Below are 25,216 nucleotides of genomic sequence, written 5' to 3'. Positions count from 1 at the left end.
ATGGCTCTGCGTGCCACGCCGTTCACTCAAGGTGCGCCAGATCGGCCTCGGTGTCGATGTCGAAGGGCCGGGCGACGTCGCCGCACTCGACGAGCGTGATCTGCGGCGCGTGCTCCTTCAGATAGGCGCGTGCCCCCCGGTCCCCGGTCGCGGACGCGGCGATACCCGCCCAGTGGGCGGCGCCGAACAGCACGGGATGGCCGCGCACTCCCCGGTAGGCGGCCGACACCAGTGACTCCTGGCCCGTGTGGGCCTGAAGGACCCGGGCCACCGCCTCGGGCCCGATGCCGGGCTGGTCGACGAGCGAGACCAGGGCGGCGCCGGCCCCCGTGCCGGCGAGCGAGTCCAGCCCGGCCCGCAAGGACGATCCCATGCCCTGCTCCCAGCCGGGGTTGTCGACGAGAACGCAGTCCGGCAGGAAGGCCCGGGCGCGCACCTCGTCCGACCGGGCGCCCAGCACCACGTGGACGCGCGTGCAGCCACCCTCGCGCAGCACCCGCACCGCGTGCTCCACGAGCGGCCGGCCACGGTGGGTCAGCAGGGCCTTCGGGCGCCCGCCGAGTCGCCGCCCGCCGCCGGCGGCCAGCAGCAACCCGGCAACCTCGGACCCCTCGTCCGTCGTCTTCCTTGTCGTCATGCGTCCTGCATACCGCACCGGGAAGTGACTCAGCGGAGCAAGCCGATGACGCAATGGACTGGCGCCTGGTGGGTCGTGTCGTTTACTGTCCCCGCACCGACCGGCCGGGTGTCCTCGGGCCGGAAGGGCAGGCGCACGGCGTGGTGCGAGGGGGAGGACTGTGTTGCGGAGCGTGGAGCAGAAGCGGCAGGGGGCTGTGACCGGCGGCGACGGGGATCCGCGTGTGACGGAGCTGCGCTCCGCCGTGGCGCGGCTGCGCCGCCGGCTCGCCGCCCATCCCGGCGAGTTCGCCGACCGGAGCATCGCCGAGGAGGAGCTGGCCGCGCTGGACGCGATGGCCGCGGGCGGCACCCCCGAGATCCCGCGGCTGCGCCGCTCCCTGCTGCTGATCGCCGGCGCGATCGGCTCGGTGAGCGCGCTGTCCCCGGATCTGAGGGAGGTCCGCCGGGCCGTGGACCTCTTCGGAGGGCCGGTGCGCGGACAGGGCTAGGTGTCCTGGCCGGGGGAGGGGAAACCGGTCGGCCGGTGCGGGGCGGGTGCGTCTCCGGCGGTACCGAGGTCCCCTTTCCTTAGAAGGCCGCTCCGGCTTCGGACCCGCTGGACGGGACGGATCCCGTGGGCGTGCGGTCCCGGTCCCGGGGCTGCCGGAGTCGTGAGTCGCTCGCGTCGTCAGCCCGTCACGCGGGGTTCTGGCTCGCGAGGGCCTCGGAGAGTTCGGCGGCGATCTGCTGCAGTACCGGCACGATCTTCTCCGTCGCCGCCTCCGTGACCCGGCCCGCCGGGCCGGAGATGGAGATGGCCGCGGCGGTGGGGGAGTCGGGTACCTGGACGGCGAGGCAACGGACCCCGATCTCCTGCTCGTTGTCGTCGATCGCGTACCCCTGGCCGCGTACGTCCTCCAGTGCCGCGAGGAACCCCTCGGGAGTCGTGATCGTCTTCTCCGTCGCGGCGGGCATGCCCGTGCGGGCGAGCAGCGCGCGCACCTCCTCCGGCGGGAAACCGGCGAGCAGTGCCTTGCCCACGCCCGTGGAGTGCGGGAGCACCCGCCGGCCGACCTCCGTGAACATGCGCATCGAGTGCTTCGACGGCACCTGCGCCACGTAGACGATCTCGTCCCCGTCCAGCAGCGCCATGTTCGCCGTCTCGCCGGTCTCCTCGACCAGCCGGGCGAGATAGGGCCGTGCCCAGGTGCCCAGCAGCCGGGAAGCGGACTCGCCGAGGCGGATCAGGCGCGGGCCGAGCGCGTACCGCCGGTTGGGCTGCTGCCGTACGTACCCGCAGGCCACCAGCGTGCGCATCAGGCGGTGGATGGTCGGCAGGGGGAGACCGCTGCTCGCGGACAGCTCGCTCAGACCGACCTCGCCCCCCGCGTCCGCCATCCGTTCGAGCAGATCGAAGGCGCGCTCCAGGGACTGGACGCCGCCGTTGGCGGAGGACCGGGCGGAGTCGGTGGTGCTGGCGCTGGACGTCGGCACGGCGCGTTCCTTTCGGGACTGGCGGAAGAGCTGAAGCCTACCCGGCAGTCGGTTGACTCCCTGGTCGTACGTAGCTACGTTCTGCTTGCTGGAAGTTTAATTCCGCTTTGTGGAAACGTCCAGTGTGCTTGCGTGGGAGGAGTCAGTCCAGTGTGCCCTTGACGGGGCCGGAGTGGGAGTGAAGACTCCTTCAACAGAAAGTTGAATTCCGTTACGCGGAAGTAAAGGGGTTCGGGTGTCCGACACTGAACTGGTGCTGCGCTCGACGCGTGTCATCACTCCCGAGGGGACACGCGCCGCTTCGGTCGCCGTCGCCGCCGGCACGATCCAGTCCGTCCTCCCGTACGACGCCCCCGTCCCGGAGGGCGCCCGCCTGGAAGACCTCGGCGACCACGTACTGCTGCCCGGCCTGGTCGACACCCACGTGCACGTGAACGACCCCGGCCGCACCGAGTGGGAGGGCTTCTGGACGGCCACCCGCGCCGCGGCGGCCGGCGGCATCACCACCCTCGTCGACATGCCCCTCAACTCCCTCCCGCCGACCACGACCGTCGCGCACCTGCGCACCAAGCAGCAGGTCGCCGCCGACAAGGCGCACATCGACGTCGGTTTCTGGGGCGGCGCCCTGCCGGACAACGTCAAGGACCTGCGCCCGCTGCACGAGGCCGGTGTCTTCGGCTTCAAGGCGTTCCTCTCGCCGTCCGGCGTGGACGAGTTCCCGCACCTCGAGCGGGACCCGCTGGCCCGCTCCATGGCGGAGATCGCCGCCTTCGACGGGCTGCTCATCGTGCACGCCGAGGACCCGCACCTGCTCTCCTCGGCCCCGCAGCGGGGCGGTCCCCGGTACGCCGACTTCCTCGCCTCCCGCCCCCGGGACGCCGAGGACACCGCCATCGCCCAGCTCATCACCGAGGCGAAGGCCCTCCACGCGCGCGTGCACGTCCTGCACCTCTCCTCCAGCGACGCCCTGCCCCTGATCGCCGAGGCGAAGGCGGAGGGCGTACGGCTCACCGTGGAGACCTGCCCCCACTACCTGACCCTCACCGCCGAGGAAGTCCCCGACGGGGCCAGCGAGTTCAAGTGCTGCCCGCCGATCCGCGAGTCCGCCAACCAGGACCTGCTCTGGCAGGCACTCGCCGACGGCACCATCGACTGCGTCGTCACCGACCACTCCCCGTCCACCGCCGACCTGAAGACGGACGACTTCGCGACGGCCTGGGGCGGTATCTCCGGCCTTCAGCTGAGCCTGGCCGCGGTGTGGACGGAGGCCCGCAAGCGGGGCCACGGGCTGGAGGACGTGGTCCGCTGGATGTCGACGCGCACGGCCGCACTGGTGGGTCTCGACACCCGCAAGGGCGCCATCGCGGCGGGCCACGACGCCGACTTCGCCGTCCTCGCGCCCGACGAGACCTTCACCGTCGACCCGGCGGGCCTCCAGCACCGCAACCACGTCACGGCGTACGCGGGCAGGACCCTCCAGGGGGTCGTGAAGTCCACCTGGCTGCGCGGGCAGCGCATCGTGGCGGACGGCGAGTTCACCGAGCCGAAGGGCCGACTCCTCACCCGGCACCCCTAGCCATCCCCGCATCCGCATCCGCACCGGGTCCACCACCGGCCGACTCCCGAAAGGCACAGCACGTGACGGCGATTCCCAGCTTCACCGGCGACGCGAACCCCTACGGAGGCGGCGACCCGTACGCGGACTACCGCACCGCCGACTTCCCCTTCACCCGGTACGCCAACCTCGCCGACCGGCGCCTCGGCGCCGGAGTCATCGCCGCCAACGACGAGTTCTTCGCCCAGCGCGAGAACCTGCTGGTGCCCGAGCGCGCCGAGTTCGACCCCGAGCACTTCGGGCACAAGGGCAAGATCATGGACGGCTGGGAGACGCGCCGTCGCCGGGGCGCGTCCGCCGAGCACCCGTGGCCGACCGCCGAGGACCACGACTGGGCGCTGGTCCGCCTCGGCGCGCCGGGCGTGATCCGGGGGATCGTCGTCGACACGGCCCACTTCCGCGGCAACTACCCGCAGGCGGTGTCGGTCGAGGGCACCTCGGTGCCGGGCTCGCCGTCCCCGGAGGAACTCCTCGGTGGCGACGTGAAGTGGACGGCCCTCGTCCCGCGCACCCCGGTCGGCGGCCACGCGGCGAACGGCTTCGAGGTCTCCGTGGAGCAGCGTTTCACACACCTGCGCGTCAACCAGCACCCCGACGGCGGCATCGCGCGCCTGCGGGTGTACGGCGAGGTCGTCCCGGACCCCGAGTGGCTGGAGGTCCTCGGCACCTTCGACGTCGTCGCCCTGGAGAACGGCGGCCGGGCCGAGGACGCCTCCAACCTCTTCTACTCCCCGGCGAGCAACACCATCCAGCCCGGCCGCTCGCGCAAGATGGACGACGGCTGGGAGACCCGCCGCCGGCGCGACCAGGGACACGACTGGATCCGCTACCGGCTCGCCGCCCAGGCCCAGATCCGCGCCCTGGAGATCGACACCGCCTACCTCAAGGGCAACAGCGCCGGCTGGGCGTCGGTGTCGGTCAAGGACGGTGAGGACGGCGAGTGGCACGAGATCCTGCCCCGCACCCGCCTCCAGCCCGACACCAACCACCGCTTCGTCCTGCCGGACCCGGCCGTCGGCACACACGCGCGCGTGGACATCTTCCCGGACGGCGGCATCTCCCGGCTGCGCCTGTTCGGCTCCCTGACCCAGGAGGGCACAAGCCACCTCACGGCACGCCACCAGGAACTGGGCGGCTAGACGGCCACTTCACCCTGCGGGGCGGGTGGGCCTGACGACATGGCCCGCCCGCTAGTCGGCTCGGGCGGCTGGGTGGTCGCCCTGGCTTGCGGGGCGGGTGGGCCTGACGGCATTGATCGGGCCGGCTGTTGCCTTGCGGGGCTGGGCGGTTGCCGGGCTTGTGGGGCGGCTCCGCCTGGAAGCGCGGGTGGGGCCCGTTTGCCGCTTCGGGTGGCTGGGCGGTTGCCCCGCCCGTAGGGCACACCGGCCCGACAGCACCGGTGTGCCCCGCGTGTGTGTCACGCCGCGTGTCCGCCGTCCACCGCGAACTCCGCGCCGGTCACATACGTCGCCCCCGCCAGGTACGCCACCGTCGACGCCACCTCGTCCGCCGTCCCGAATCGGCCCAGCGCGGTCATCGCCGCCTGGCCGGACGCGAACGGTCCGTCCGCCGGGTTCATGTCGGTGTCGGTCGGGCCCGGGAGGACGAGATTCGCGGTGATCCCGCGCCCGCCCAGCTCCCGCGCCAGGGCCTTCGTCAGACCGGCGAGCGCCGCCTTGCTCATCGCGTAGAGGGTCCCGCCGGGGCCCGGCACCCGCTGGGCCATGCAGCTGCCGATCGTGATGATCCGTCCGCCCTCCGCCATCCGCGCCGCGGCGGCCTGCGAGGTCAGGAAGACACCCCGCACGTTGATGTCGAGCACCCGGTCCACATCCGCCAGCGACAAGGTCTCCAGCGGCCCGAGCACGCCGACGCCCGCGTTGTTGACCAGGATGTCGAGGCCGCCCAGCGCGTCGGCCGTCGCGGTCACGGCACCGGCCGCGTCGTCGGCGTCCGCCGCGTCCGCGCGCACCGCCACCGCCCGGCGCCCCAGCGCTTCCACGGCCCGTACGACGTCCTCGGCCGCCTCCTTGCCGTTCACATAGCCGACGGCCACGTCCGCGCCCTCCCGGGCCAGCCGCAGTGCCGTCGCCGCGCCGATGCCCCGGCTGCCGCCGGTCACGAGAGCCACCTTGCCGTCAAGAGTTCCTTGGGTTGTCATGCGTCCATCCCAGCGTCGGCGCGTCCGGAACGCTGGCGGGGAACGGACATGGAGGTCCCGGAGGCCGGCGGCGAGCCGCGCGGACGGCGAACGGCCCAGCGATGAGTTGCGGGTGCCGGCCGGGTCTGTACCGATGACAACAGACCCGATGACATCAGACCCAACGACATCAGACCCGGTGACAGCAGACCGACCCACCCGTTCCGGAAGGAAGGCACCCGCCATGGGCAAGCTCGTCTCCACCCTCTTCGTCACCCTCGACGGCGTCTACCAGGCCCCCGGCGGCCCGAACGAGGACACCCGCGGGGGCTTCACCCACGGCGGCTGGAGCTTCCCGTACGCCGACGAGGACTTCGGCCGGTTCATGGGCGAGGTCTTCGTGAAGCCGGGCGCCTTCCTGCTCGGGCGTCGCACGTACGACATCTTCAGCACGTACTGGCCGAAGGTGACCGACCCCGCCGACCCCGTCGCCTCGAAGCTCAACTCACTGCCGAAGTACGTCCCCTCCTCGACCCTGACGGATCCCGGTTGGGCGGGCACCACCGTGCTCTCCGGAGACCTCGCCAAGGAGGTCGCCGCCCTGAAGGAGCGCACCGACGGCGAGGTCCAGGTGCACGGCAGCGGCGCCCTGGTCCGGTCCCTGCTGGCGCTCGACCTCGTCGACACGCTCCACCTGCTGACCTTCCCGGTCGTGCTCGGCGCCGGATTCCGGCTGTTCCCGGAGGGCGCCGTGCCGACCGCGTTCCGCCATGCCGGAGGCAGCGTCACCGGCGCGGGCGTCTCGATCCAGACGTACGACCTGGCGGGCCGTCCGGAGTACGGCGAGTTCGGTCTGCCGGAGAACGCCTAGCCCCTGCGCCGGCGTCCGCGTCGCCCCTGGTGAAGCGGGCGCGAGGACGCCGGTTGTCAGATGAACTGCCCGCGAACGCACGGGACTTCACAGCAAATTCTTCCCGCTTGTCATTGACATGCCACTGTCTACGCGCGTCATCATGAGCGCATGAATTTCCCCCCACGCGCCTCGCGGCTCGGCGCAGCAGCCGCCCTCCTGTCCGCCCTCCTCGTCGGCGGCACCGTCTCCGCGACCACGGCCGACGCGGCCCCCACCGCCGTCGGCGACATCTGCTACAGCAAGCTGCCGTCCCAGGCCCACGACACGCTCGACCTGATCGAGCGGGGCGGCCCCTACCCGTTCGAGCAGGACGGCACCGTCTTCCAGAACCGGGAGCGCATCCTGCCCAGCCAGTCGTCCGGCTACTACCACGAGTACACGGTCATCACCCCCGGCTCCGACACGCGCGGTGCACGGCGCATCGTCACCGGACAGAAGAACCAGGAGGACTACTACACCGCCGACCACTACGCGTCGTTCGACCTGGTCGACTACGGCTGCTGACGACGTCCGTCCGGCGGCTCAGACGGACTTCCGGCTCCCGGCGGCCGCGAACAGCGCGATGCCCAGCACCAGCAGGGCGACGCTCGCGTAGACCTCGTGGCCGTCGAGGAAGCCCACTCGCTGCACGAGGCCCCAGTCCCAGTCGGTGAACTCGTGCACCAGGCCCGCCACGCCCTGCACCAGGGCGAGGAAGCCGAGAATCTCCAGTACCTGCTTCATGGCGGAAAGCCTCGCCCCGCGGACCCCCCACGCACATCGGCCGCGGGGCGAGCACACCGGGACGGAAGTCCCTGTTCCGGGTTCACCGGCCGCACCGAAAGTCTCCGCCGCCGCGACTTCGGTCGACGGTCCGGCCCGGGACGAGGTGAAAGGGGCCCGCCCTGCGTAGATTTGCCGACCGTGAGTGGTGACGACGCGGGGCAGGCCTCCCCGGTGCCGACGGCACAGACGCCCGCGCTCTTCACCGGGCCCAGATGGTTCATCCCGTCGGCGCTGCTCCACGAACTCGACCCGGACGCCGGACGCCCCGGAAGACGGCCCCGGCGCACCGCCCGCGACTGGGTCGTGGACTTCGCCTGCTTCTTCGTCGCCGTGCTGCTGGGAGCGGTCGCCATAGAGGCCCTCAGCAGGAACCCCCAGGTCCCGGACGGGCTGGCCGTCGTCGACCAGGTGATGGGCGCGCTCGCCTGCGCGGCGGTCTGGCTGCGCCGCCGCTGGCCGCTCGGGCTGGCCGTGGCGCTGACTCCCGTCAGCTTCGTCTCGGACACCGCGGGCGGTGCGGGCGTCATCGCCCTCTTCACCCTCGCCGTGCACCGCCCCTTCCGGTACGTGGCCTGGGTGGGCGGCGTCAACGCGGCGCTGGTCCCGCTGTTCTACTGGCTGCGCCCCGACGTCGACATGCCCTACCTCGTGAGCGTGGTCTTCGCCGTGCTGCTGACGGTGGCGATCGTCGGCTGGGGCATGTTCGTGCGGGCCAAGCGGCAGCTGATGCTGAGCCTCAGGGACCGTGCCCGGCGTGCCGAGACCGAGGCGCGGCTGCGGGCCGAGCAGGCGCAGCGGCTCGCCCGCGAGGCCATCGCGCGCGAGATGCACGACGTGCTCGCCCACCGGCTGACCCTGCTGAGCGTGCACGCGGGCGCCCTGGAGTTCCGGCCCGACGCGCCCCCGGCCGAGACGGCACGGGCAGCGGGCGTGATCCGGGAGAGCGCGCACGAGGCCCTCCAGGACCTGCGGGAGATCATCGGCGTCCTGCGGGCGGGAGAGCCCGACGACGCCGGCCGGCCGCAGCCGACCCTCGCGGCGCTGGACACGCTGGTCACCGAGTCCCGGGCAGCCGGCATGAAGGTCCTTCTCCAGCACCACGTCACCGACCCCGCCGCCGTCCCGTCCTCCGTCGGCCGCACCGCCTACCGGATCGCCCAGGAGTGCCTGACCAACGCCCGCAAGCACGCCCCGGGCACGGAGGTCACGGTGTCCGTCACCGGCGCACCGGGTGACGGCCTCACCGTCTGCGTACGCAACCCGCCCCCCGAGGGCGAGGTGCCACCCGTGCCCGGCTCCGGGCAGGGCCTGATCGGCCTCATGGAGCGGGCGACCCTCGCGGGTGGCCGCCTTGAGCACGGCCCCACCCCGGACGGCGGGTTCGAGGTGCGGGCGTGGCTGCCGTGGAGCTGAACGCCCGGGGCCTGGCCGGCATGACCCGGCCGGTGCCGGACCGGCTGGGGTGACGGCTTGGGAGGGTTTCACCCGTCTGGGCTGGTGACGGCCCGTCACACCTGGGTGCGCACCACCACCTGTGCCGTTCCCCACCGGCCCGCCCCGTAGGCAGGCGGGCCGCCCGTGTCCCGCCCGCCTGTGACACCCGCAGCGACCAGCCGCAGCAGGCCGCTGCCGGCCGCCGGTCCCGGGCTGAGTCGTGCGCCGGACGGGGCGGCGGTGGACCAGGCGGGCAGCCGGAACAGGTGCGGGGACGAGGCGTATCCGTCCGTCAGATCGAGCAGGACGGCCCACAGGTCACGTCCGGAGGAGTTGTGGATCCCGACCCGCACCTGCGGTTCGCGTCCGTCGGCCGTGCAGGCGCAGACGTTCTCACCGTCCGCGGCGTGCCGCAGACCGCCCACCGGCGTCTCCTCGACGGTGACCCGCACCAGCGAGGACAGCAGGTACGGGCGCCCGCGCGCAACCCCATGACCTCACGCCGTGAAGCGAGTTGACTCGACTGCGGTGTCGGCTGATGTCCGTGCCGTCCCCGGCGCACATCCTCGCCCGCCGCCCGCCCCGGCCGTGATTACGTAAGGCCATGACTGCGATCAGACTGCTCCTCGTCGACGACGATCCGCTGGTGCGGGCCGGGCTGTCCTTCATGATGGGCGGGGCCGACGACATCGAGATCGTCGGCGAGGCGGCCGACGGCGGTGAGGTGGAGGCGCTCGTCGACCGTACCCGCCCGGACGTGGTGCTGATGGACCTGCGGATGCCGACGGTGGACGGTCTCACGGCGACGGAGCGGCTGCGCGCCCGGAAGGACGCCCCCCAGGTGATCGTCCTCACCACCTTCCACGCCGACGAACAGGTGCTGCGGGCGCTGCGCGCGGGCGCCGCCGGATTCGTCCTCAAGGACACGCCACCGGCCGAGATCCTCGCGGCGGTGCGCCGCGTCGCGGCCGGTGACCCGGTCCTGTCGCCCACGGTGATCCGCCAGTTGATGCGGCACGCGGTCGGCACCACCGCCGACACCCGCCGCACCCGCGCGCGGGAGCGCATGGCGGTCCTCAACGACCGCGAGCGCGAGGTCGCCGTCGCGGTCGGCCGGGGCCTCGCCAACGCCGAGATCGCCGCCGGACTCTTCATGAGCGTCGCCACCGTCAAGACGCACGTCTCCCGGGTCCTGGCCAAGCTCGACCTCAACAACCGCGTGCAGATCGCGCTGCTCGCCTACGACGCGGGCCTCCTGGAGGAGGACCGCCTCGAAGCGGACCAGGAGGGCCACTGACCGCCGCGCGGGCACGCCGTCAGGCGAACGCGGCGGCGGACCCACCGGGGATCTCCGCGAGACGCACGGCCCTGCGCTCCCGGCGGGACAGCTCGCACGCCTCCGCGATCCGCAGCGCCTGAAGGGCCTCGCGCCCGTCGCAGGGATTGGGCCGCTCGCCCCGCACGACCTCGACGAACGCGTTCAGCTCCGACGCGTAGGCGGGGCCGAAGCGCTCCAGGAAGCCGGTCCAGGGCTTGTCCGCGGCCGGCGGCCCGGTCGGCTCGGTGGACGCGATCGGCGTACGGTCGTCCAGGCCGACCACGATCTGGTCGGCCTCCCCGGCCAGCTCCATGCGCACGTCGTAGCCGGCCCCGTTCAGCCGGGCGCCCGTGACCGTCGCCAGTGTGCCGTCGTCGAGGGTGAGCAGCGCCGCGCCGGTGTCGACGTCGCCGGCCGCCCGGAACATCGCCGGCCCGGCGTCGGACCCGGCCGCGTACACGTCCGCCACCTCGCGGCCCGTCACCCAGCGCAGGATGTCGAAGTCGTGGATCAGCGTGTCCCGGTACAGCCCGCCCGACAGCGGCAGCCACGCGGCGGGCGGCGGGGTCTGGTCACTGGTCAGCGCGCGCACGGTGTGCAGCCGCCCCAGCCTCCCGGACCGCACGGCCTCCCGCGCGCCCAGGTAACCCGTGTCGAAGCGCCGCTGGAAGCCCATCTGGAGCACCGTCCCGGCCGTCTCGACCTCGGCGATCGCGCTCATGCTGCCCGGCAGGTCCAGCGCGATGGGTTTCTCGCAGAACACCGGCAGGCCCGAGCGTGCTGCCCGACCGATCAGTTCGGCGTGGGCCGACGTGTTCGTCGTGATCACCACGGCGTCGACCCCCCACCGGAAGATCTCCTCCACCCCGGGCGCCGCCGTCTCGCCCAGCCGGTGTGCCAGTTCCTGGGCCCGTGCGGCGTCCGCGTCCGTGAGGATCAGGGAACCGACGTCCCGGTTCCGGCTGAGCGTCTTCGCGTGGATGGTGCCGATGCGGCCCGTACCGATGACCCCGATGCGCATGGAAACAAAGTGCGTGCCGAGGCCGCCGCTGTCAATCTGTATGTCCGGACAATCTGACTACACGACTTCCCGTCAACAACGCACGGAGCTACGCTCGGCCCGTGCCGAAACCAGAAGTGGACCCGACCGTGCAGCTCGAGCTGAGCGTGGACCGCAGCTCTCCCGTGCCGTTGTACTTCCAGCTGTCCCAGCAGCTGGAGGCCGCGATCGAGCACGGCACGCTGACCCCCGGCAGCCTGCTGGGCAACGAGATCGAACTCGCCGCCCGGCTCGGCCTGTCCCGGCCGACCGTCCGCCAGGCCATCCAGTCGCTCGTCGACAAGGGTCTCCTGGTGCGCCGCCGTGGGGTGGGCACGCAGGTCGTGCACAGCCAGGTCAAGCGCCCGCTGGAGCTCAGCAGCCTCTACGACGACCTGGAGGCGGCGGGCCAGCGCCCGGCCACCAAGGTCCTGGTCAACACGGTCGTCCCCGCGTCCGCCGAGGTCGCCGCCGCGCTCGGCGTCGCCGAGGACAGTGACGTCCACCGCGTGGAACGCCTCCGCCTCGCCCACGGCGAGCCCATGGCCCACCTCTGCAACTTCCTGCCCCCCGGCCTCATCGACCTCGACACGGACCAGCTGGAGACGACCGGCCTCTACCGCCTGATGCGGGCGGCGGGCATCACCCTGCACAGCGCCCGCCAGTCGATCGGCGCCCGAGCGGCGACGCAGGAGGAGGCGGAACGCCTCGCGGAGGAGGCCGGGGCGCCGCTGCTGACCATGCAACGCGTCACGTTCGACGACACGGGCCGCGCGGTCGAGTACGGCACACACACCTACCGCCCGACGCGCTACTCCTTCGAGTTCCAGTTGCTGGTGCGCACTTAAGGGGCGCGGGGAACTGCGCGACAAGCCCCCACCTGCCCGCAGCCGGCAATGATCCGCACCACCCCTCTGCTCCGCACCCTGCCGCCCGGTGAGGCAGAATCGGCGGCGATGAGCACCTACCGCGACTTCACCGCCCCCATCGGCTCCCGCCGAGCCACCGCGCTCCGCACGGTCGGCACCCGGGAGCGCCGCTCACTCCTGACGGCGCCCCGCGTGCCGACGGTCGGCATCGACATCGGCGGTACGAAGGTCATGGCGGGCGTCGTCGACGCCGACGGCAACATCCTGGAGAAGGTCCGCACGGAGACCCCGGACAAGTCCAAGAGCCCGAAGGTCGTCGAGGACACGATCGCGGAGCTGGTCCTGGACCTGTCCGACCGGCACGACGTGCACGCGGTGGGCATCGGCGCGGCCGGCTGGGTCGACGCCGACCGCAACCGTGTGCTGTTCGCCCCCCACCTGTCCTGGCGCAACGAACCGCTCCGCGACCGGCTCTCGGGCCGGCTCTCCGTACCGGTCCTCGTGGACAACGACGCCAACACCGCCGCCTGGGCGGAGTGGCGCTTCGGCGCGGGCCGTGGCGAGGACCACCTCGTCATGATCACCCTGGGCACCGGCATCGGCGGCGCCATCCTGGAGGACGGCCAGGTCAAACGCGGCAAGTACGGCGTCGCCGGCGAGTTCGGCCACATGCAGGTCGTGCCCGGCGGCCACCGCTGCCCGTGCGGCAACCGCGGCTGCTGGGAGCAGTACAGCTCCGGGAACGCCCTGGTCCGCGAGGCGCGCGAGCTGGCCGCGGCCGACTCGCCGGTGGCGTACGGGATCATCGAGCACGTCAAGGGCAACGTCTCCGACATCACCGGCCCGATGATCACCGAGCTGGCCCGCGAGGGCGACGCCATGTGCATCGAGCTGCTCCAGGACATCGGCCAGTGGCTCGGCGTCGGCATCGCCAACCTCGCGGCCGCCCTCGACCCCTCCTGCTTCGTGATCGGCGGCGGTGTCTCGGCCGCCGACGACCTGCTGATCGGCCCCGCCAGGGACGCCTTCCGCAGGCATCTGACGGGCCGCGGCTACCGCCCCGAGGCCCGTATCACCCGGGCCCAGCTCGGCCCCGAGGCCGGCATGGTCGGCGCCGCCGACCTGGCCCGGCTGGTCGCCCGCCGCTTCCGGCGCGCCAAGCGCCGCCGGGTGGAGCGGTACGAGCGCTACGAGCGGTACGCCCAGTCCCGCCGCAGTACCCAGGAGACGCTGTGACCGCCTCCCTGCCGCACCAGGGGTCCTGGCCGGACGGCGAGGAGCGGCCGGCCGAGGACCGCCGCCACATGATCCGCCGCCGGGCGCTGACCCTGCTGATCATCGTGCTGCTCATCGGCGTCCCGGCCGGCTACCTGGTGATCTCCGCGAACCAGAGCCGGGACAGCGGCAAGGACAAGGAGGCCAAGTACTCGGCGACCGGCCTGACCGCGGGCTGGCCGTCCAAGCTCCAGCGCCGGATCTACCAGGTGCCCGTACCGCACCCGGCCTGGCACGTGGCCTACTACGAGACCAACAACTGGAAGACCAGCCGCCTGTACACCCAGTTCGAGACCAACTCGGCAGGTCTCGACGCCTATCTGACGGGCCTGGGGATGACCCGGGACGACCTGGAGAAGGGCCACGTCACCATCGGCGCCCGCGACCGGAGGATCACCGGCTGGAAGTTCGCCGAGAACGGCGAGTGGTCCGGCTTCGTCCACCGGCAGAAGAACCCGGCACCCACGCACGACGTGGTCGTGGACCTCTCGAACCCGGCGTATCCGTGGGTGTACGTGGTGTCCCGGACGGTGCCCTGACCTCGCTCGGAGCCGATTGTCAGACCCCGCCCGTAGAGTCGGAGACAACTGATCCGGAAAGCGGGCGGGAGGTGGCAGGACGTATGGGCGACACGGCTGTGGTGGCCGGGCGGGCGGGGGCCCCGGCGGCGAGCGGGCCGGCGGTCCCGGTCAGGCTCCCGGCCGTCTTCCTGCCCGCCCCCCTGCCGCGCGAGGGGCGCATCGCCTTCTGGGACCCGGACGGCGAGCCCCTGCCCGCCGAGGCCGGCGAACCGGCCGGGGCCACCGAGCTGACGGTGGTACGACGGCACGGCAGCGGAGCCCGGCGGCGGACCACCCCGGCGCTCTCCCTCCCGCTGGACGAGGCCCTGCCGCTCCTGGTGCGCGCCCGGCACGACCCGGCGGCCCACCCCGCCACCGCCTGCTGGGGCGCGGCCGCCCTGCACGCCCTGCGGCTGACCGCGCGCGGCCGCCTCCTGCCCGGCCTGACCGCCACGGGACACGACGCCTGGCGCGCCGGCCCCCTCGACCCGGACGACATCGCCCACCTGCGCGCGGTCGCCGCCGCCCTGCCGTACGAGGGGCACGCCGTCCCGCTGTCCGGACCGGGCCCGATCCGGCTGCCCGAACCGGAAGCCCTGGTGCGCGCCTTCCTGGACGCGGTCGCCGACACCCTGCCCCGCACCCCGGCCGCGCCCCACAGCACCGGCAAGCCCTTCGCGGCCCGCGAGGCCCAGCGACTGCCCGCCGCCCACGACTGGGCCGCCGAGGTGGCCGCCGGCATGGACGCCGGCGTGCGGATCTCGCTCCGCCTGGACCTCTCGGCGTACGACCTGTTCGACGCCGCCTCCGACGGCGGTGTGCGCAGCGCGGGCGCCGCGGTCGTCCAGGTGCACAGCCTCGCCGACCCCACCCTCGTCGCCGACGCCGCGGCGCTGTGGGCGGGCGGGGCCGACCACGCCTTCGGGCCCCGCGCGCGGGTGGACGCCGCCCTCGCCGTCCGCCGCGCGGCCCGGGTCTGGCCCCCGCTCGACCGCCTCTCCGACCAGGACGTGCCCGATGTGCTCGCCCTGACCGAGGAGGAGCTGAGCGACCTGCTCGGCGTCGCGGCCACCCGGCTCGCCGCGGCCGGGGTCGCCGTGCACTGGCCGAGGGACCTCGCCCAGGACCTGTCCGCCACGGCGGTGGTCCGGCCGGCCCCCGGCTCGGCGACCGACGGCACGGGCTTCTTCGAGAGCGAGGACCTGCTCCAGTTCCGCTGGCAGCTGGCGCTCGGCGGCGAGCAGCTCACCGAGAGCGAGATGGACGCCCTCGCCGAGTCCCACCGCCCGGTCGTCCGGCTGCGCGACCGGTGGGTGCTGGTCGACCCGGCCCTCGTCCGCAAGGCCCGCAAACGCGACCTGGGCCTGCTTGACCCGGTCGACGCGCTGTCCGTCGCCCTCACCGGCACCGCCGACGTGGACGGCGACACGGTCGAGGCCGTACCGGCCGGTGCGCTCGCGACCCTGCGCGACCGCCTGACCGCGGGGGTACGCCCGGCCGAGCCGCCGCCCGGCCTGCACGCCACCCTGCGCGACTACCAGCTCCGGGGCCTGGCCTGGCTCGACCTGATGACCTCCCTCGGCCTCGGCGGCTGCCTCGCCGACGACATGGGCCTCGGCAAGACCGTCACCGTCATCGCCCTGCACCTGAAGCGGGCCCGCCGCGAGCCGACCCTGGTGGTGTGCCCGGCCTCGCTGCTGGGCAACTGGCAGCGGGAGATCACCCGGTTCGCGCCCGGCGTGCCCGTCCGCCGCTTCCACGGCCCGGACCGCAGCCTGGACGACCTGGACGGCGGTTTCGTCCTCACCACCTACGGCACGATGCGCTCGGCGGCACCCACCCTGGCCGGGCAGCCGTGGGGCATGGTCGTGGCCGACGAGGCGCAGCACGTCAAGAACCCCTACTCGGCCACGGCGAAGGCCCTGCGCACCATCCCGACCCCCGCGCGCGTCGCCCTGACCGGCACGCCCGTCGAGAACAACCTGTCGGAGCTGTGGGCGCTGCTCGACTGGACCACCCCGGGTCTCCTCGGCCCGCTGAAGTCCTTCCGCGCCCGGCACGCCCGCGCGGTGGAGAACGGCGAGGACGAGGAGGCGGTGGAGCGGCTGGCCCGCCTGGTCCGCCCGTTCCTGCTGCGCCGCAGGAAGTCCGACCCGGGCATCGTGCCCGAGCTGCCGCCCAAGACGGAGACCGACCGTCCCGTGCCGCTCACCCGCGAACAGGCCGCGCTGTACGAGGCGGTGGTCCGCGAGTCGATGCTCGCCATCGAGACCGCCGAGGGCATCGCCCGCCGGGGCATGGTGCTGAAGCTGCTGACCTCGCTGAAGCAGATCTGCGACCACCCGGCGCTGTTCCTGAAGGAGGAGCACGCGCGGTCCGGTGACCGGCTGGCGGCGCGGTCGGGAAAACTCGCCCTGCTGGACGAGCTGCTGGACACACTGCTCGCCGAGGACGGCTCCGCCCTCGTCTTCACCCAGTACGTGGGGATGGCGCGTCTCATCACCTCCCACCTGGCGACCCGGGCGGTCCCGGTCGACCTCCTCCACGGCGGCACGCCGGTGCCGGAGCGCGAGCGCATGGTGGACCGCTTCCAGGCCGGCGCGACCCCCGTGCTGGTCCTCTCCCTCAAGGCGGCCGGCACCGGCCTCAACCTCACCCGCGCGGGCCACGTCGTCCACTTCGACCGCTGGTGGAACCCGGCCGTCGAGGAACAGGCCACCGACCGTGCCTACCGCATCGGCCAGACCCAGCCCGTCCAGGTCCACCGCCTCATCACCGAGGGCACGGTCGAGGACCGCATCGCCGAGATGCTGGAGTCCAAGCGGGCCCTGGCCGACGCGATCCTCGGCTCCGGGGAGTCGGCCCTCACGGAACTGACGGACCGCGAGCTGTCCGACCTGGTGTCCCTGCGGAGGTCGTCATGACGCCCCGGCCCGCCGACGAGGCCCGCCGGGCGCTGCGGGAGGCCCGCGAGCGGGCGGCCCAGGAGCCGGACGCGTCGCCGACGGACCGCCCGGCACCCTCCCCGCCACGGGCAGCCACCGACCAGGAGACCCGCCGGCCGGGCGACGTGGCCCGCGAGGCACTGCGGAGATCGGTGTCCGAGCACCGGGGGACCGGCCGCGGTGACGAGGACCCGGCGGGCGACGCGGTCACGGTTGAGGCAGCGGACGAGGACGAGGCGGGCACGGCGGAGCCCGACGCGTCCGGCGGACAGCGGGTCAGCGAGGCCGCCGCGCCCGCCGACGAGCCGGAGGACGCCCCGGCCGCCGGGCGGGTGGAGCCGGACGGCCCCGGTGATCCGCAGGGGAGCGCCGCGGCCCCTCGTGAGGGCGCCCGGTCCGGGTCACGCGCCGCGGACATCGCGCGTGAGGCCCTTCGCGCGTCCCGGGACGACGCGCGGCGGGCGAGGGAGGAGACCGAGAGCGAAGGCGCCCGGCGACGGCGCAGGGGCGCCCGGCAGCGAGCTGTGGACGAGAGGGCGGCGGCCGCCCGGCGGGCGGGCGAACCCGACACCAGGGGTGGAGCACAGGACGTAGCGCAGCTGACGGCCGACATGTTCCGGATGCCGACGGCGGAGCCCCCGGAGACTCCCGCCCCCACCCGCTCCCGCCCCACCCCGGCCACGCCCGAGATCCCCCGAACCCCCGAGACTCCAGGAGCTCCCAGGTCCCCGCGCTCCATGGCCGCCCCCGACCGCGACAGCGAACTCCGGCGTACCTTCCCGCCCTTCCCGCCCCGGGAGGGCGAGGACTTCGCCGAGAGCTGGTGGGGAAACGCCTGGGTGGCCGCCCTGGAACAGGGCGCGCTGGATTCCGGGCGGCTGGAGCGCGGACGCGGGTACGCGGGGCAGGGGCACGTCGACGCCATCACCGTGACACCCGGACGGGTCCTGGCGTACGTGCGGGGCAGCCGTCCGCGCCCGTACCGCGTGCAGGTACGGCTGCGCACGCTGGACCCGTCCGACTGGGAGCGGTTCCTGGACACCGCCGCCGACCGGCCCGGGCACATCGCGGCCCTGCTCGACAAGGAGCTGCCGCAGTCCCTCGCGGACTGCGGCGTACCCCTGCTGCCGGGGCCGGGGGACCTGGACCCGCGGTGCAGCTGCCCGGACCGGGGCCACCCCTGCAAGCACGCCGCCGCCCTCTGCTACCAGACCGCGCGGCTGCTCGACGCCGACCCCTTCGTGCTGCTCCTGCTGCGTGGCCGGAGCGAGCGGGAGCTGCTCGACGCGCTCTCCCGGCTGAGCGCCACCCGGGCGGCGCGCGCCGCCCAGGACAAGGAGCCGGCGCCCCTCCCCGGCGTGCGGGCCGCCGACGCCCTGGCGGCGCGCGCCCTCCCGCCCCTCCCCGCGCCGTTGCCCCCACCCCCGCACCCGGAACAGCCCCCGGCCTACCCGGCGGCCCCCGGCGGCCCCGACCCCTTCGCGCTGGACCAGCTGGCCACCGACGCCGCCGCCCGCGCTCACGCCCTGCTCACCACCGGCCGCGATCCGGTCGGGCAGCTCACCCTCTGGGAGGACGCGGTCCGCCTCGCCGCGGCCCGCCCCGGTTCGGGGCTCACCGCAGGCACCCGGGCGCTCTACTCCTCCCTCGCCGCCGCGGCCGGCCGTACCACGTCCGACCTGGCCCGCGCGGTCGCCGCCTGGCGGCAGGGCGGGCCGGAGGGCCTCGCCGTACTGGAGGAACCGTGGGACCCGCCGGCCGGCCGGTTCGACCGCGCCCGTCCGCTGCTCCTCGCCGCCGACCTGCCCGCCTTCCGCCCCTGGCGCAACCACCTCACCCACCCCCACGGCCATGTCCAGCTCCGCCTCGGCCGCGACCACCTCTGGTACGCCTACGAGTCCGAGCCGGGCCGCGACGACTGGTGGCCGCGCGGCACCCCGGACCTGGACCCGGTCGGCGCGCTGACGGGCCTCGGCATACCGGGCGACCTCTGAGGTCCCTCACACAGCCGGCTGGGCAATGCCGGCCCGTGCCGCGGCCGTCCGCGCCGGTCGGCTTGTATATCCGGCTATTTCCTGGTTGCGGTCATGCCCGAAATCCGTAGCCGCCTGAAGTGGAATGGCTGAAAAGCTATTGCCCAGCTGGGGAAGGGCATCTTGTGAGCGTTCAACCACGCAGATACTTTTGCTTCCGCGCTGGATGGCCATGAGTCGGGTGGCGGCCGTGTGAACCACCTCGCAGGGCACCATTCATCAGGGACAGGAGATCCGCATGAACGTCAACCACGAGACCGCGCAGGACTTCGACATCGACTCCCTTCTCTCTCTCGCCGAGGCGGACGAGGCGCTCTCCGTCGAGGCCGTCGCCCCGAACCGTCTCAACAGCAAATACGCCCTCCTCCAGGAGTCCGGCAACAACTGAGCCACAGGGGTTTGCTTCGGTCTGACCGGCTGAAGCACGTCCCGTCCGCGCGTTGACGGCCACACCCGACTCCCCACCCAGCATCGAACCTTGGCGAGAGTTCACATGCGGAAGCCCCGGATACTCCTCATCAATCCGCCCACTTGGAACGTCTACGCGCCGCACCTCGCGGTCCCCCTGCTGGCCGCGGTCATGCGCCGGCACGGCTGGCACGTTTCATCCCTCGACCTGAGCATCGAACAGACGGACTGGCTGCTTTCGGCCGAAGGGCTGGAAGCATTACTTCCGCTTGCTGAGGGTCGTATGGGCGATATGGCCTCCGAGGAGCGTCGAGCGCAGGAGGAGATCCTCGCCGTTTTCGGTGACACGGTTTCGCGCATCGACGGTGCCAGAGCCGTACTCAAGTCCCGTGACGTTCTCACGGACCCGCTCTCCTTTGCGGATGCGGCTACGGTCGTCCGTAATGGTCTCGCTTGCGTTTCCGCCTCTTTTCCCGGACTGAACTTCGACCTTCGGGGGAACTTCTCATGTTTCTCCCACCGGCGCTCCGAATCCGTCCTGGAAGCAGCCAGGTCGGCGGACCGCAACGTGTACGGATGGGCACTGGAGCGTCGCCCGATCCCCGATCTCGAAAACAGTGACCTGGCGGTGGTCGGTATCTCGGTGTCCGCCGACACACAGCTGATCGCGGCTCTCACCACGGCCCGCCACGTGAAACGCCGGCGGCCCGACGTGCACGTGGTCATGGGCGGCAACCTCACGACACGCATGGTGAGCCGCTGGAAGGAAGAACATCCCTTCTTCGAGTACGTGGACTCCTTCGTGTCCTACGAAGGCGAGGACGCGCTGCCCGCGCTGTGCGACCGGGTCACCGGTGCCGATGACAGGGCCGTGCCGGGGCTGCTGGAGCGCGACGGCCGCGGCGGGCTGCTGCGTACCCCCGCAGCCATGGTCGACGTCAGCGATCTGCCCACACCGGACTTCGACGGTCTGCCGCTCGACGCGTACTTCGCGCCCGGGCCCGTCCTGCCGCTTCAAGCCTCACGGAGCTGCGCCTGGGACTGCGCCTTCTGCTCGATCCCGTTCGCCAGCAACAAATTCCGCATCCGGCGCGCCGAGCAGGTCGTCCACGACATGACCGCTCTCGCGGCCAAGCACGGCAGCGACACCTTCATGTTCGTCGACGAGATCATGACGCTCACGTCGTTGCGCGGGGTGTCACGGCATCTGATCGACGGAGGGCACAGTCTCTTCTGGTACGGGGAGACCCGGTTCAGCAAGGGTCTCGACGCGGAACTGGCGAAGGCACTGCGAGACTCCGGGTGCCGGCGTCTCGACCTCGGCCTCGAGTCGTACAACCAGCGCGTCCTGGACCTGATGCGCAAGGGCACCAAAGTCGCCGACATCGAGCCGTCGCTCCAGTCCCTCCTGGGGAACAAGGTGCCCGTCCACCTCTTCTGCATGACCGGGTTCCCGGGCGAGACGGAGGAAGAGGCCCTGCGGACCCAGGAGTTCGCCGCGCAGACGCTGCACCGCTCCACGGAGGAGTTCGGCGTGCCGTACTCGACGGCCGCCAACGGGCCCTTCATCCTCGACGTGCTCTCGCCGGTCGGCGAGCGTCCCGATCTGTTCGGCGTCGAGTTGCTGCCACCCGGCGAGGGGGAGGACCTGGCGTTCGACGTCGACTACACGGTCGCCGAGGGACTCACCCAGGAGGAAGTCGTCCGGCTCACCTCCTCCGGGCCGGGTGCGGGCGCGGGAGCAGCGTTCCACCAGGGGACCTGGATCGGGGATGCCGAGGAGTGGTCGTTCCTGTGGGCGATGGCCGAGGCGGAGCTGCCGGCCCGGCGGGTGACCGCGCCCGCCGCCCCGTGCCACGATGTGGACCCCGAGACAATGGTGCGGCTCGCGGACGGTGTGCGGTCCCGGACGTCGGTCACCGGGCGGGGCCGCCTGCTGCACGTACCGTCGAGTGACGCCCTGCTGTCGGTACCGCAGGAGTGGCACCCGTTGCTCGACGGGCGGTTCCACGCCGTGGCCGACCTGTGGGAGAACTCCGCCTCCCCCGGATCGGCCGCGACCACGCTGCTGCGGCTCGTCGCCCATGGTGCCGTCACGCTGGAACCGGCCGGGGCCCCCGGTGTGCGGCGCCACCTCTGGTACGCCGCTCACCTTCACGAGGTGACGGACAGCCGAGCCGACGGCAGCTGCCTGCTCACCTCTCCCGAGACGGGGAACCGAGTCAGGGTCTCCGCGGCGGGCCGACTCCTGTGGTTGCTCGCGGCCGGCGGTACGACGGCTTCGGAACTGGCCACCCGATCACGGCTGCGGGAAGAGCAACTGCACGCCCTGCTACGCGATCTGATCAGGCATCATGTGATCGCCGCGGCTGCTCTCGACCCGGAGCTTCTCGGGCTGCCCCGCCCGACCGCTGTGGCGCAGCGCGTTCCCTGACGGGCCGACCCGAGTCCACCGTCGACCTGCCGCACCTCGCGGCCCGAGTACAGGAGTTCCCCCGTGCCTCACCCGGCCACTCTCGCAGGCGCCGAAACGGACGGCTTCTGGAGGGAGTTCGCCTCCCGTCACTGGGAGAAGCAGCCGCTCTCCCTTCCCGCCGCTCCCGTGCAACTGGACATCGGCGACGACGAACTGCTGCGAGCCCTGGTTCTCGCCGCCGACAAAGCCAACCGTCCCAAGGGGTCCGGACTGCCCCGCGTCGTGGTGACGGTGGACGGCCGGACACAGCCGATCGACACCCGGCCCTTCCTCCCGCTGCCCGAGGACCGTTCGCTGGACGACTACACCGCCCGGGTCGACGAACGCATGCGGGACCACGAATGGAGCGTCGCCGTGTCCGGCCTGCACGCGGTCCACGCGCCGCTGTGGGACCGGGCCAAGCGACTCTCCGACGACGTCTACCGGTACACGGGCACACGGGTCGCCGGCCGGGTGGACATCGACACGTTCATCGGCCGGTACACCTCCACCAACGTCGGCGTGCACGTCGACCACGCGGGGAACTTCGGCTTCACCTTGCGCGGGCGCAAGCTCCTCCTCACCTGGCCGCCGGCGTACGCCGGGCAGGTCCCGCAGCACACCTCCGACTACGCCTCGGCTCGTGATCTTGCCGAGGTGCTGGTCGGTGTGCCCGGCGCGCTGACGTACTTCCCCTCCGAGCAACTGCATGTGGGCGAGTCCCCCGACGCCGTGGCCGTCAACGTCAACATCGCCTTCTTCACCCGGAGCGATCCGGCCGCTCTCGTCATCGACGCGGTCGCAGGCCTGCTCGCCCGGACCCCCGCCGACGAGGCCGCTACCGGCGCGCACGCCCCGGACGGCATTCCGGCCGCGGCGGCGGCCACACTCACGGCACTGGCGGACCTGTCCGGTGGCGAGGTCGAGGACGCCGTGTGGGAGCACCACATGCGTTCGGTGACGTCCGGCGGACTGGGCGTGGGCCGGCCGGCCGGATCGCCCGTCGCCATCGCACGCGACGCCCGAGTCCGGACACACGAGGACACCGTGCTGCGGCAGCGGCAGCTCACCGACGGTCGCCGCGCCGTCGCCACGCAGGGGCACACCCTGAAAGTCGCCGACCATCCGCAGGTCGAGGCAGCGGTGACCGCCCTGATCGCGGGAGACACGATCGACCTCGCGGACTGGGAGCGCCGGGCGGACAGCGCGGCCGTCCCCCTCCTCCACGCCGTGCTGTTGCGGCTGTGGACCTGGCGGGCCATCGACGTCGAAGCGGCCGTGCCCGCTCCCGCACAGCAGATGGAGTCCCTCCGGTGACACATGCGCGTCAGGGCAGGGCGGCGACACTCCTGGTGATCGCCGCCCTGCTGGTCAGTACGGTGGGTGACGAGGTCGCCATGGTGGCGCTGGCCCTGCGAGGCGCCGACCGTACAGGGCTGACCTCGGTGGTGTCGGCCCAGATGCTCGCCGGCCTGGTTCCCGGCATCGCCCTGGGCGGCCCCATCGGACGGATCGTCGACCGTTTCCGCGCGGACGCGGTCCTGGGCGTCACCCTGGCCCTGGAGTGCCTCGTCGCGGCGGCCGCCGCCGCGGTCGCGGACGGCGCGGTGCTGCTGATCGCCACGATGCTGCTGCTGGGTGCCTGGGGAGCGGTTGCCCAGACCTGCGTGATGGCACTGGTGCCGCGGCTGTTCCCCGCCGCGGACGTCCAGCTCCGGGTGAACAGCCTCATGGAGTCGGTGAGGAACGCGGGCTACATCATCGGCCCGCTGCTGGTCGGCCTGCTGACGGCACACGGCGGTACCGGTCTGGCACTGGCGGTGGACGCGGGTACCTTCGCCTTCGCCCTGCTGGCCGTGCCGGTGATCAGCCGCTGGCTGGTCATGGCCGCCCGGGAACGCGCGGGGGCGGCCGGCCGGGCCGAGGCCCCAGCCGCGGAGACGGCCGAAGCGGTCACCGAGGGCACGGAGCCCGCCGGGAAGACCGAGGGAGGCCTGCGGGTCGGGCTGGCCCTCCTCTGGGCGGGGGCACAGCGTCGTGCCACGCTCGCCACGATCGTGGTCACCGTCGCGGCGACCTCGGTCGTCAATGTGCTGCTGCCCTTCTTCGCGGACGACATCCCGGGGGGCACCGCTGCCTACGGCGTGCTGCTGGCCACCTGGAGCGTGGGTCTGGTACTGGGGCCCTTCACTCTGCGGGGCGGGCTCAGCCGTCAGCCCACCGCCGTCGTCGCCGTCGGAGCCGCGGCGATCATCGGTCTCAGCTATCTGGTGACCGGCGCCTACCCGGTGGTACCGCTGATGCTGGCCGCCTTCCTGTGCGGTGGCATGGCCAACGCCGTGCAGAACGTGGCGCTCCGCACCCATGTCATGGCCGACTGCCCGCCGGACGTGCGGGGCCGTGTCGGCGCCGCGTACGGGGCCACGTTGCAGACCTCGGTGGCCGTCGGCTTCGCCCTCGCGGGACTCGCTCCTGCCGACTGGGCTCGTTGGGGCATCCTCACCGGAGGCGGGGTCGCCTTCCTGGCCGGCTCGATCGGATGGTTCCGTATCCGTGCGGTGGCCCCTTCTCCGGCGCCGGCCGAGGGCGCGTCGGTGGCCGCCGGGCAGGTGCCGGAGGGCGGCACGCCGTGAGCAGCCGACGCATCGAGCTCGATCCGGTCATCCCCCGGTTCTGCGCCCAGACAGGGGCCCCGCTGCCCCTCGCCTGGGAACTCGCCTGGTCGGAGCAGCAGGACGACACCGTGGTCAGACTGACCCCACCGCCGGGCCCCCGGACGGTCGACCGTGCCACGTGGCCCCGCCGGCTGCCTCCCGAGACCGGGCTCCGCCTGCCGTCCGGGGTGCGGCTCCAGAAGACGCCCGTCCCGTTCCTGGACGGCGAAGGGCCCGTAGCGGTGCTGTTCCGTAAGGACCCGCCGGCCTTCGCCGAGGTACCCGAGCCGGTCGGCGATCTCCTGCTGCACGGCGCTTCGGTGGCCGACGTCCGCCAGGCGTGGGGGGAGGCGGAGGAAGTCGCCGACCACCACGTGGTGGGCATGATGCGCTGCGGCCTGGTGAGCGGCGACACCGTGCACGCGGCCCGGCAGGAACCGGAGGGTGCGCGGGCGCTGGTCCAGGAAGCGTGGGTGCGGGCGGTGGAGCGGGAATCCGGTGCGCACGTCCTCGCCCACACCGCGACGGGCAACTTCCTCAAGGTCGGCACGGCCGCTCTGCAGTTGTGGCGGTGGGCGGGGCACGGGGACGGAATCCCCGTCGACCGGCTTCCCGCGAAACTGCACGACGTGGCGGACCGGTTGCTGTCCGCCGGCATGCTCCGGTCCGTCCGTACCTGAT

The 25,216-nt window shown here is 72.9% G+C and carries 23 protein-coding genes; 17 read left to right on the top strand and 6 right to left on the bottom strand.

The genetic code is table 11. The features are described from left to right. Positions 1-22: 22 nt before the first annotated feature. Positions 23-637, bottom strand: a complete 615-nt coding sequence (locus tag ABEA82_RS22445) for a nucleotidyltransferase family protein (RefSeq protein WP_345663372.1) — start codon at positions 635-637, stop codon at positions 23-25. Between the two features lie 223 nt (positions 638-860). Here ABEA82_RS22445 and ABEA82_RS22440 point away from each other — a divergent pair, with 223 nt between their 5' ends. Further along, positions 861-1,127: a DUF5955 family protein gene (locus ABEA82_RS22440; protein ID WP_345663371.1), complete on the top strand. Its 267-nt coding sequence runs from the start codon at positions 861-863 to the stop codon at positions 1,125-1,127. A gap of 187 nt (positions 1,128-1,314) precedes the next feature. On the opposite strand, the gene ABEA82_RS22435 is transcribed toward ABEA82_RS22440, so the two are convergent. Further along, the gene (locus tag ABEA82_RS22435; protein ID WP_345663370.1) at positions 1,315-2,112 is read right to left on the bottom strand and encodes an IclR family transcriptional regulator; all 798 of its coding nucleotides are present in this window, start codon (positions 2,110-2,112) and stop codon (positions 1,315-1,317) included. Between the two features lie 235 nt (positions 2,113-2,347). Here ABEA82_RS22435 and allB point away from each other — a divergent pair, with 235 nt between their 5' ends. Then, a complete protein-coding gene (allB, locus tag ABEA82_RS22430; protein WP_345663369.1) occupies positions 2,348-3,688 on the top strand; it encodes an allantoinase AllB in 1,341 nt (446 codons plus the stop codon). A gap of 62 nt (positions 3,689-3,750) precedes the next feature. Continuing rightward, positions 3,751-4,866 carry an allantoicase gene (gene alc, locus ABEA82_RS22425; protein ID WP_345663368.1) on the top strand — a complete coding sequence of 372 codons (1,116 nt, stop codon included), beginning with the start codon at positions 3,751-3,753 and terminating at the stop codon, positions 4,864-4,866. A 278-nt stretch (positions 4,867-5,144) separates the two neighbouring features. Here alc and ABEA82_RS22420 read toward each other — a convergent pair whose 3' ends face one another. After that, positions 5,145-5,888, bottom strand: a complete 744-nt coding sequence (locus ABEA82_RS22420) for an SDR family oxidoreductase (RefSeq protein ID WP_003994011.1) — start codon at positions 5,886-5,888, stop codon at positions 5,145-5,147. A gap of 223 nt (positions 5,889-6,111) precedes the next feature. Between ABEA82_RS22420 and ABEA82_RS22415 the strand changes: the two genes are divergently transcribed. Then, the gene (locus ABEA82_RS22415) at positions 6,112-6,738 is read left to right on the top strand and encodes a dihydrofolate reductase family protein (RefSeq protein ID WP_345663367.1); all 627 of its coding nucleotides are present in this window, start codon (positions 6,112-6,114) and stop codon (positions 6,736-6,738) included. Positions 6,739-6,888: 150 nt separating this feature from the next. Further along, a complete protein-coding gene (locus ABEA82_RS22410) occupies positions 6,889-7,284 on the top strand; it encodes a guanyl-specific ribonuclease (protein WP_345663366.1) in 396 nt (131 codons plus the stop codon). 18 nt (positions 7,285-7,302) lie between these two features. On the opposite strand, the gene ABEA82_RS22405 is transcribed toward ABEA82_RS22410, so the two are convergent. Next, the gene (locus ABEA82_RS22405) at positions 7,303-7,503 is read right to left on the bottom strand and encodes a hypothetical protein (RefSeq protein WP_345663365.1); all 201 of its coding nucleotides are present in this window, start codon (positions 7,501-7,503) and stop codon (positions 7,303-7,305) included. 180 nt (positions 7,504-7,683) lie between these two features. Here ABEA82_RS22405 and ABEA82_RS22400 point away from each other — a divergent pair, with 180 nt between their 5' ends. After that, a complete protein-coding gene (locus ABEA82_RS22400; protein ID WP_345663364.1) occupies positions 7,684-8,958 on the top strand; it encodes a histidine kinase in 1,275 nt (424 codons plus the stop codon). 95 nt (positions 8,959-9,053) lie between these two features. Here the strand turns inward: ABEA82_RS22400 and ABEA82_RS22395 are convergent, their stop codons facing one another. Further along, on the bottom strand, positions 9,054-9,431 hold the full coding sequence (locus tag ABEA82_RS22395) for a hypothetical protein (RefSeq protein ID WP_345663363.1): 378 nt from the start codon (positions 9,429-9,431) through the stop codon (positions 9,054-9,056). A 152-nt stretch (positions 9,432-9,583) separates the two neighbouring features. Between ABEA82_RS22395 and ABEA82_RS22390 the strand changes: the two genes are divergently transcribed. Then, a complete protein-coding gene (locus ABEA82_RS22390; RefSeq protein ID WP_345663362.1) occupies positions 9,584-10,276 on the top strand; it encodes a response regulator transcription factor in 693 nt (230 codons plus the stop codon). Between the two features lie 19 nt (positions 10,277-10,295). Here the strand turns inward: ABEA82_RS22390 and ABEA82_RS22385 are convergent, their stop codons facing one another. Beyond that, positions 10,296-11,318 carry a Gfo/Idh/MocA family protein gene (locus ABEA82_RS22385; protein WP_345663361.1) on the bottom strand — a complete coding sequence of 341 codons (1,023 nt, stop codon included), beginning with the start codon at positions 11,316-11,318 and terminating at the stop codon, positions 10,296-10,298. 128 nt (positions 11,319-11,446) lie between these two features. Here ABEA82_RS22385 and ABEA82_RS22380 point away from each other — a divergent pair, with 128 nt between their 5' ends. The 10 genes from ABEA82_RS22380 (at position 11,447) to ABEA82_RS22335 (ending at position 25,215) form a co-directional block, all read left to right on the top strand. Next, positions 11,447-12,184, top strand: a complete 738-nt coding sequence (locus ABEA82_RS22380; protein WP_345663485.1) for a GntR family transcriptional regulator — start codon at positions 11,447-11,449, stop codon at positions 12,182-12,184. Between the two features lie 108 nt (positions 12,185-12,292). Continuing rightward, on the top strand, positions 12,293-13,441 hold the full coding sequence (locus tag ABEA82_RS22375) for an ROK family glucokinase (protein ID WP_345663360.1): 1,149 nt from the start codon (positions 12,293-12,295) through the stop codon (positions 13,439-13,441). Beyond that, complete coding sequence (locus ABEA82_RS22370) at positions 13,438-14,019, top strand: sugar kinase (protein ID WP_345663359.1); 582 nt, start codon at positions 13,438-13,440, stop codon at positions 14,017-14,019. The genes ABEA82_RS22375 and ABEA82_RS22370 overlap by 4 nt, the downstream gene beginning before the upstream one ends. Before the next feature lie 83 nt (positions 14,020-14,102). Beyond that, a complete protein-coding gene (locus ABEA82_RS22365) occupies positions 14,103-16,964 on the top strand; it encodes an SNF2-related protein (RefSeq protein ID WP_345663358.1) in 2,862 nt (953 codons plus the stop codon). Next, complete coding sequence (locus ABEA82_RS22360; RefSeq protein WP_345663357.1) at positions 16,961-18,979, top strand: SWIM zinc finger family protein; 2,019 nt, start codon at positions 16,961-16,963, stop codon at positions 18,977-18,979. Before ABEA82_RS22365 ends, ABEA82_RS22360 begins: the two co-directional genes overlap by 4 nt. 277 nt (positions 18,980-19,256) lie before the next feature. Continuing rightward, the gene (locus ABEA82_RS22355) at positions 19,257-19,406 is read left to right on the top strand and encodes a hypothetical protein (protein ID WP_345663356.1); all 150 of its coding nucleotides are present in this window, start codon (positions 19,257-19,259) and stop codon (positions 19,404-19,406) included. Positions 19,407-19,994: 588 nt separating this feature from the next. Further along, a complete protein-coding gene (locus tag ABEA82_RS22350) occupies positions 19,995-21,860 on the top strand; it encodes a B12-binding domain-containing radical SAM protein (protein ID WP_345663355.1) in 1,866 nt (621 codons plus the stop codon). 63 nt (positions 21,861-21,923) lie between these two features. After that, positions 21,924-23,198 carry a hypothetical protein gene (locus ABEA82_RS22345; RefSeq protein WP_345663354.1) on the top strand — a complete coding sequence of 425 codons (1,275 nt, stop codon included), beginning with the start codon at positions 21,924-21,926 and terminating at the stop codon, positions 23,196-23,198. Beyond that, complete coding sequence (locus ABEA82_RS22340; RefSeq protein ID WP_345663353.1) at positions 23,195-24,514, top strand: MFS transporter; 1,320 nt, start codon at positions 23,195-23,197, stop codon at positions 24,512-24,514. Before ABEA82_RS22345 ends, ABEA82_RS22340 begins: the two co-directional genes overlap by 4 nt. Continuing rightward, the gene (locus tag ABEA82_RS22335) at positions 24,511-25,215 is read left to right on the top strand and encodes a hypothetical protein (RefSeq protein ID WP_345663352.1); all 705 of its coding nucleotides are present in this window, start codon (positions 24,511-24,513) and stop codon (positions 25,213-25,215) included. Before ABEA82_RS22340 ends, ABEA82_RS22335 begins: the two co-directional genes overlap by 4 nt. The last annotated feature ends 1 nt before the right edge of the window (position 25,216 follow it).

Source organism: Streptomyces venetus (assembly GCF_039540295.1).
GTDB lineage: Bacteria > Actinomycetota > Actinomycetes > Streptomycetales > Streptomycetaceae > Streptomyces > Streptomyces venetus.
The sequence above is the reverse complement of the archived record's forward strand: the minus strand, read 5'-3'. Positions and strand labels throughout refer to the sequence as shown.

Bases quoted from the DNA above. Each gene is read 5' to 3' on its own strand.
- ABEA82_RS22445 (WP_345663372.1), bottom strand. From the start codon at position 637: ATGACGACAAGGAAGACGACGGACGAGGGGTCCGAGGTTGCCGGGTTG.
- ABEA82_RS22420 (WP_003994011.1), bottom strand. From the start codon at position 5,888: ATGACAACCCAAGGAACTCTTGACGGCAAGGTGGCTCTCGTGACCGGC.
- ABEA82_RS22415 (WP_345663367.1), top strand. From the start codon at position 6,112: ATGGGCAAGCTCGTCTCCACCCTCTTCGTCACCCTCGACGGCGTCTAC.
- ABEA82_RS22410 (WP_345663366.1), top strand. From the start codon at position 6,889: ATGAATTTCCCCCCACGCGCCTCGCGGCTCGGCGCAGCAGCCGCCCTC.
- ABEA82_RS22405 (WP_345663365.1), bottom strand. From the start codon at position 7,503: ATGAAGCAGGTACTGGAGATTCTCGGCTTCCTCGCCCTGGTGCAGGGC.
- ABEA82_RS22390 (WP_345663362.1), top strand. From the start codon at position 9,584: ATGACTGCGATCAGACTGCTCCTCGTCGACGACGATCCGCTGGTGCGG.
- ABEA82_RS22385 (WP_345663361.1), bottom strand. From the start codon at position 11,318: ATGCGCATCGGGGTCATCGGTACGGGCCGCATCGGCACCATCCACGCG.
- ABEA82_RS22375 (WP_345663360.1), top strand. From the start codon at position 12,293: ATGAGCACCTACCGCGACTTCACCGCCCCCATCGGCTCCCGCCGAGCC.
- ABEA82_RS22365 (WP_345663358.1), top strand. From the start codon at position 14,103: ATGGGCGACACGGCTGTGGTGGCCGGGCGGGCGGGGGCCCCGGCGGCG.
- ABEA82_RS22360 (WP_345663357.1), top strand. From the start codon at position 16,961: ATGACGCCCCGGCCCGCCGACGAGGCCCGCCGGGCGCTGCGGGAGGCC.
- ABEA82_RS22355 (WP_345663356.1), top strand. From the start codon at position 19,257: ATGAACGTCAACCACGAGACCGCGCAGGACTTCGACATCGACTCCCTT.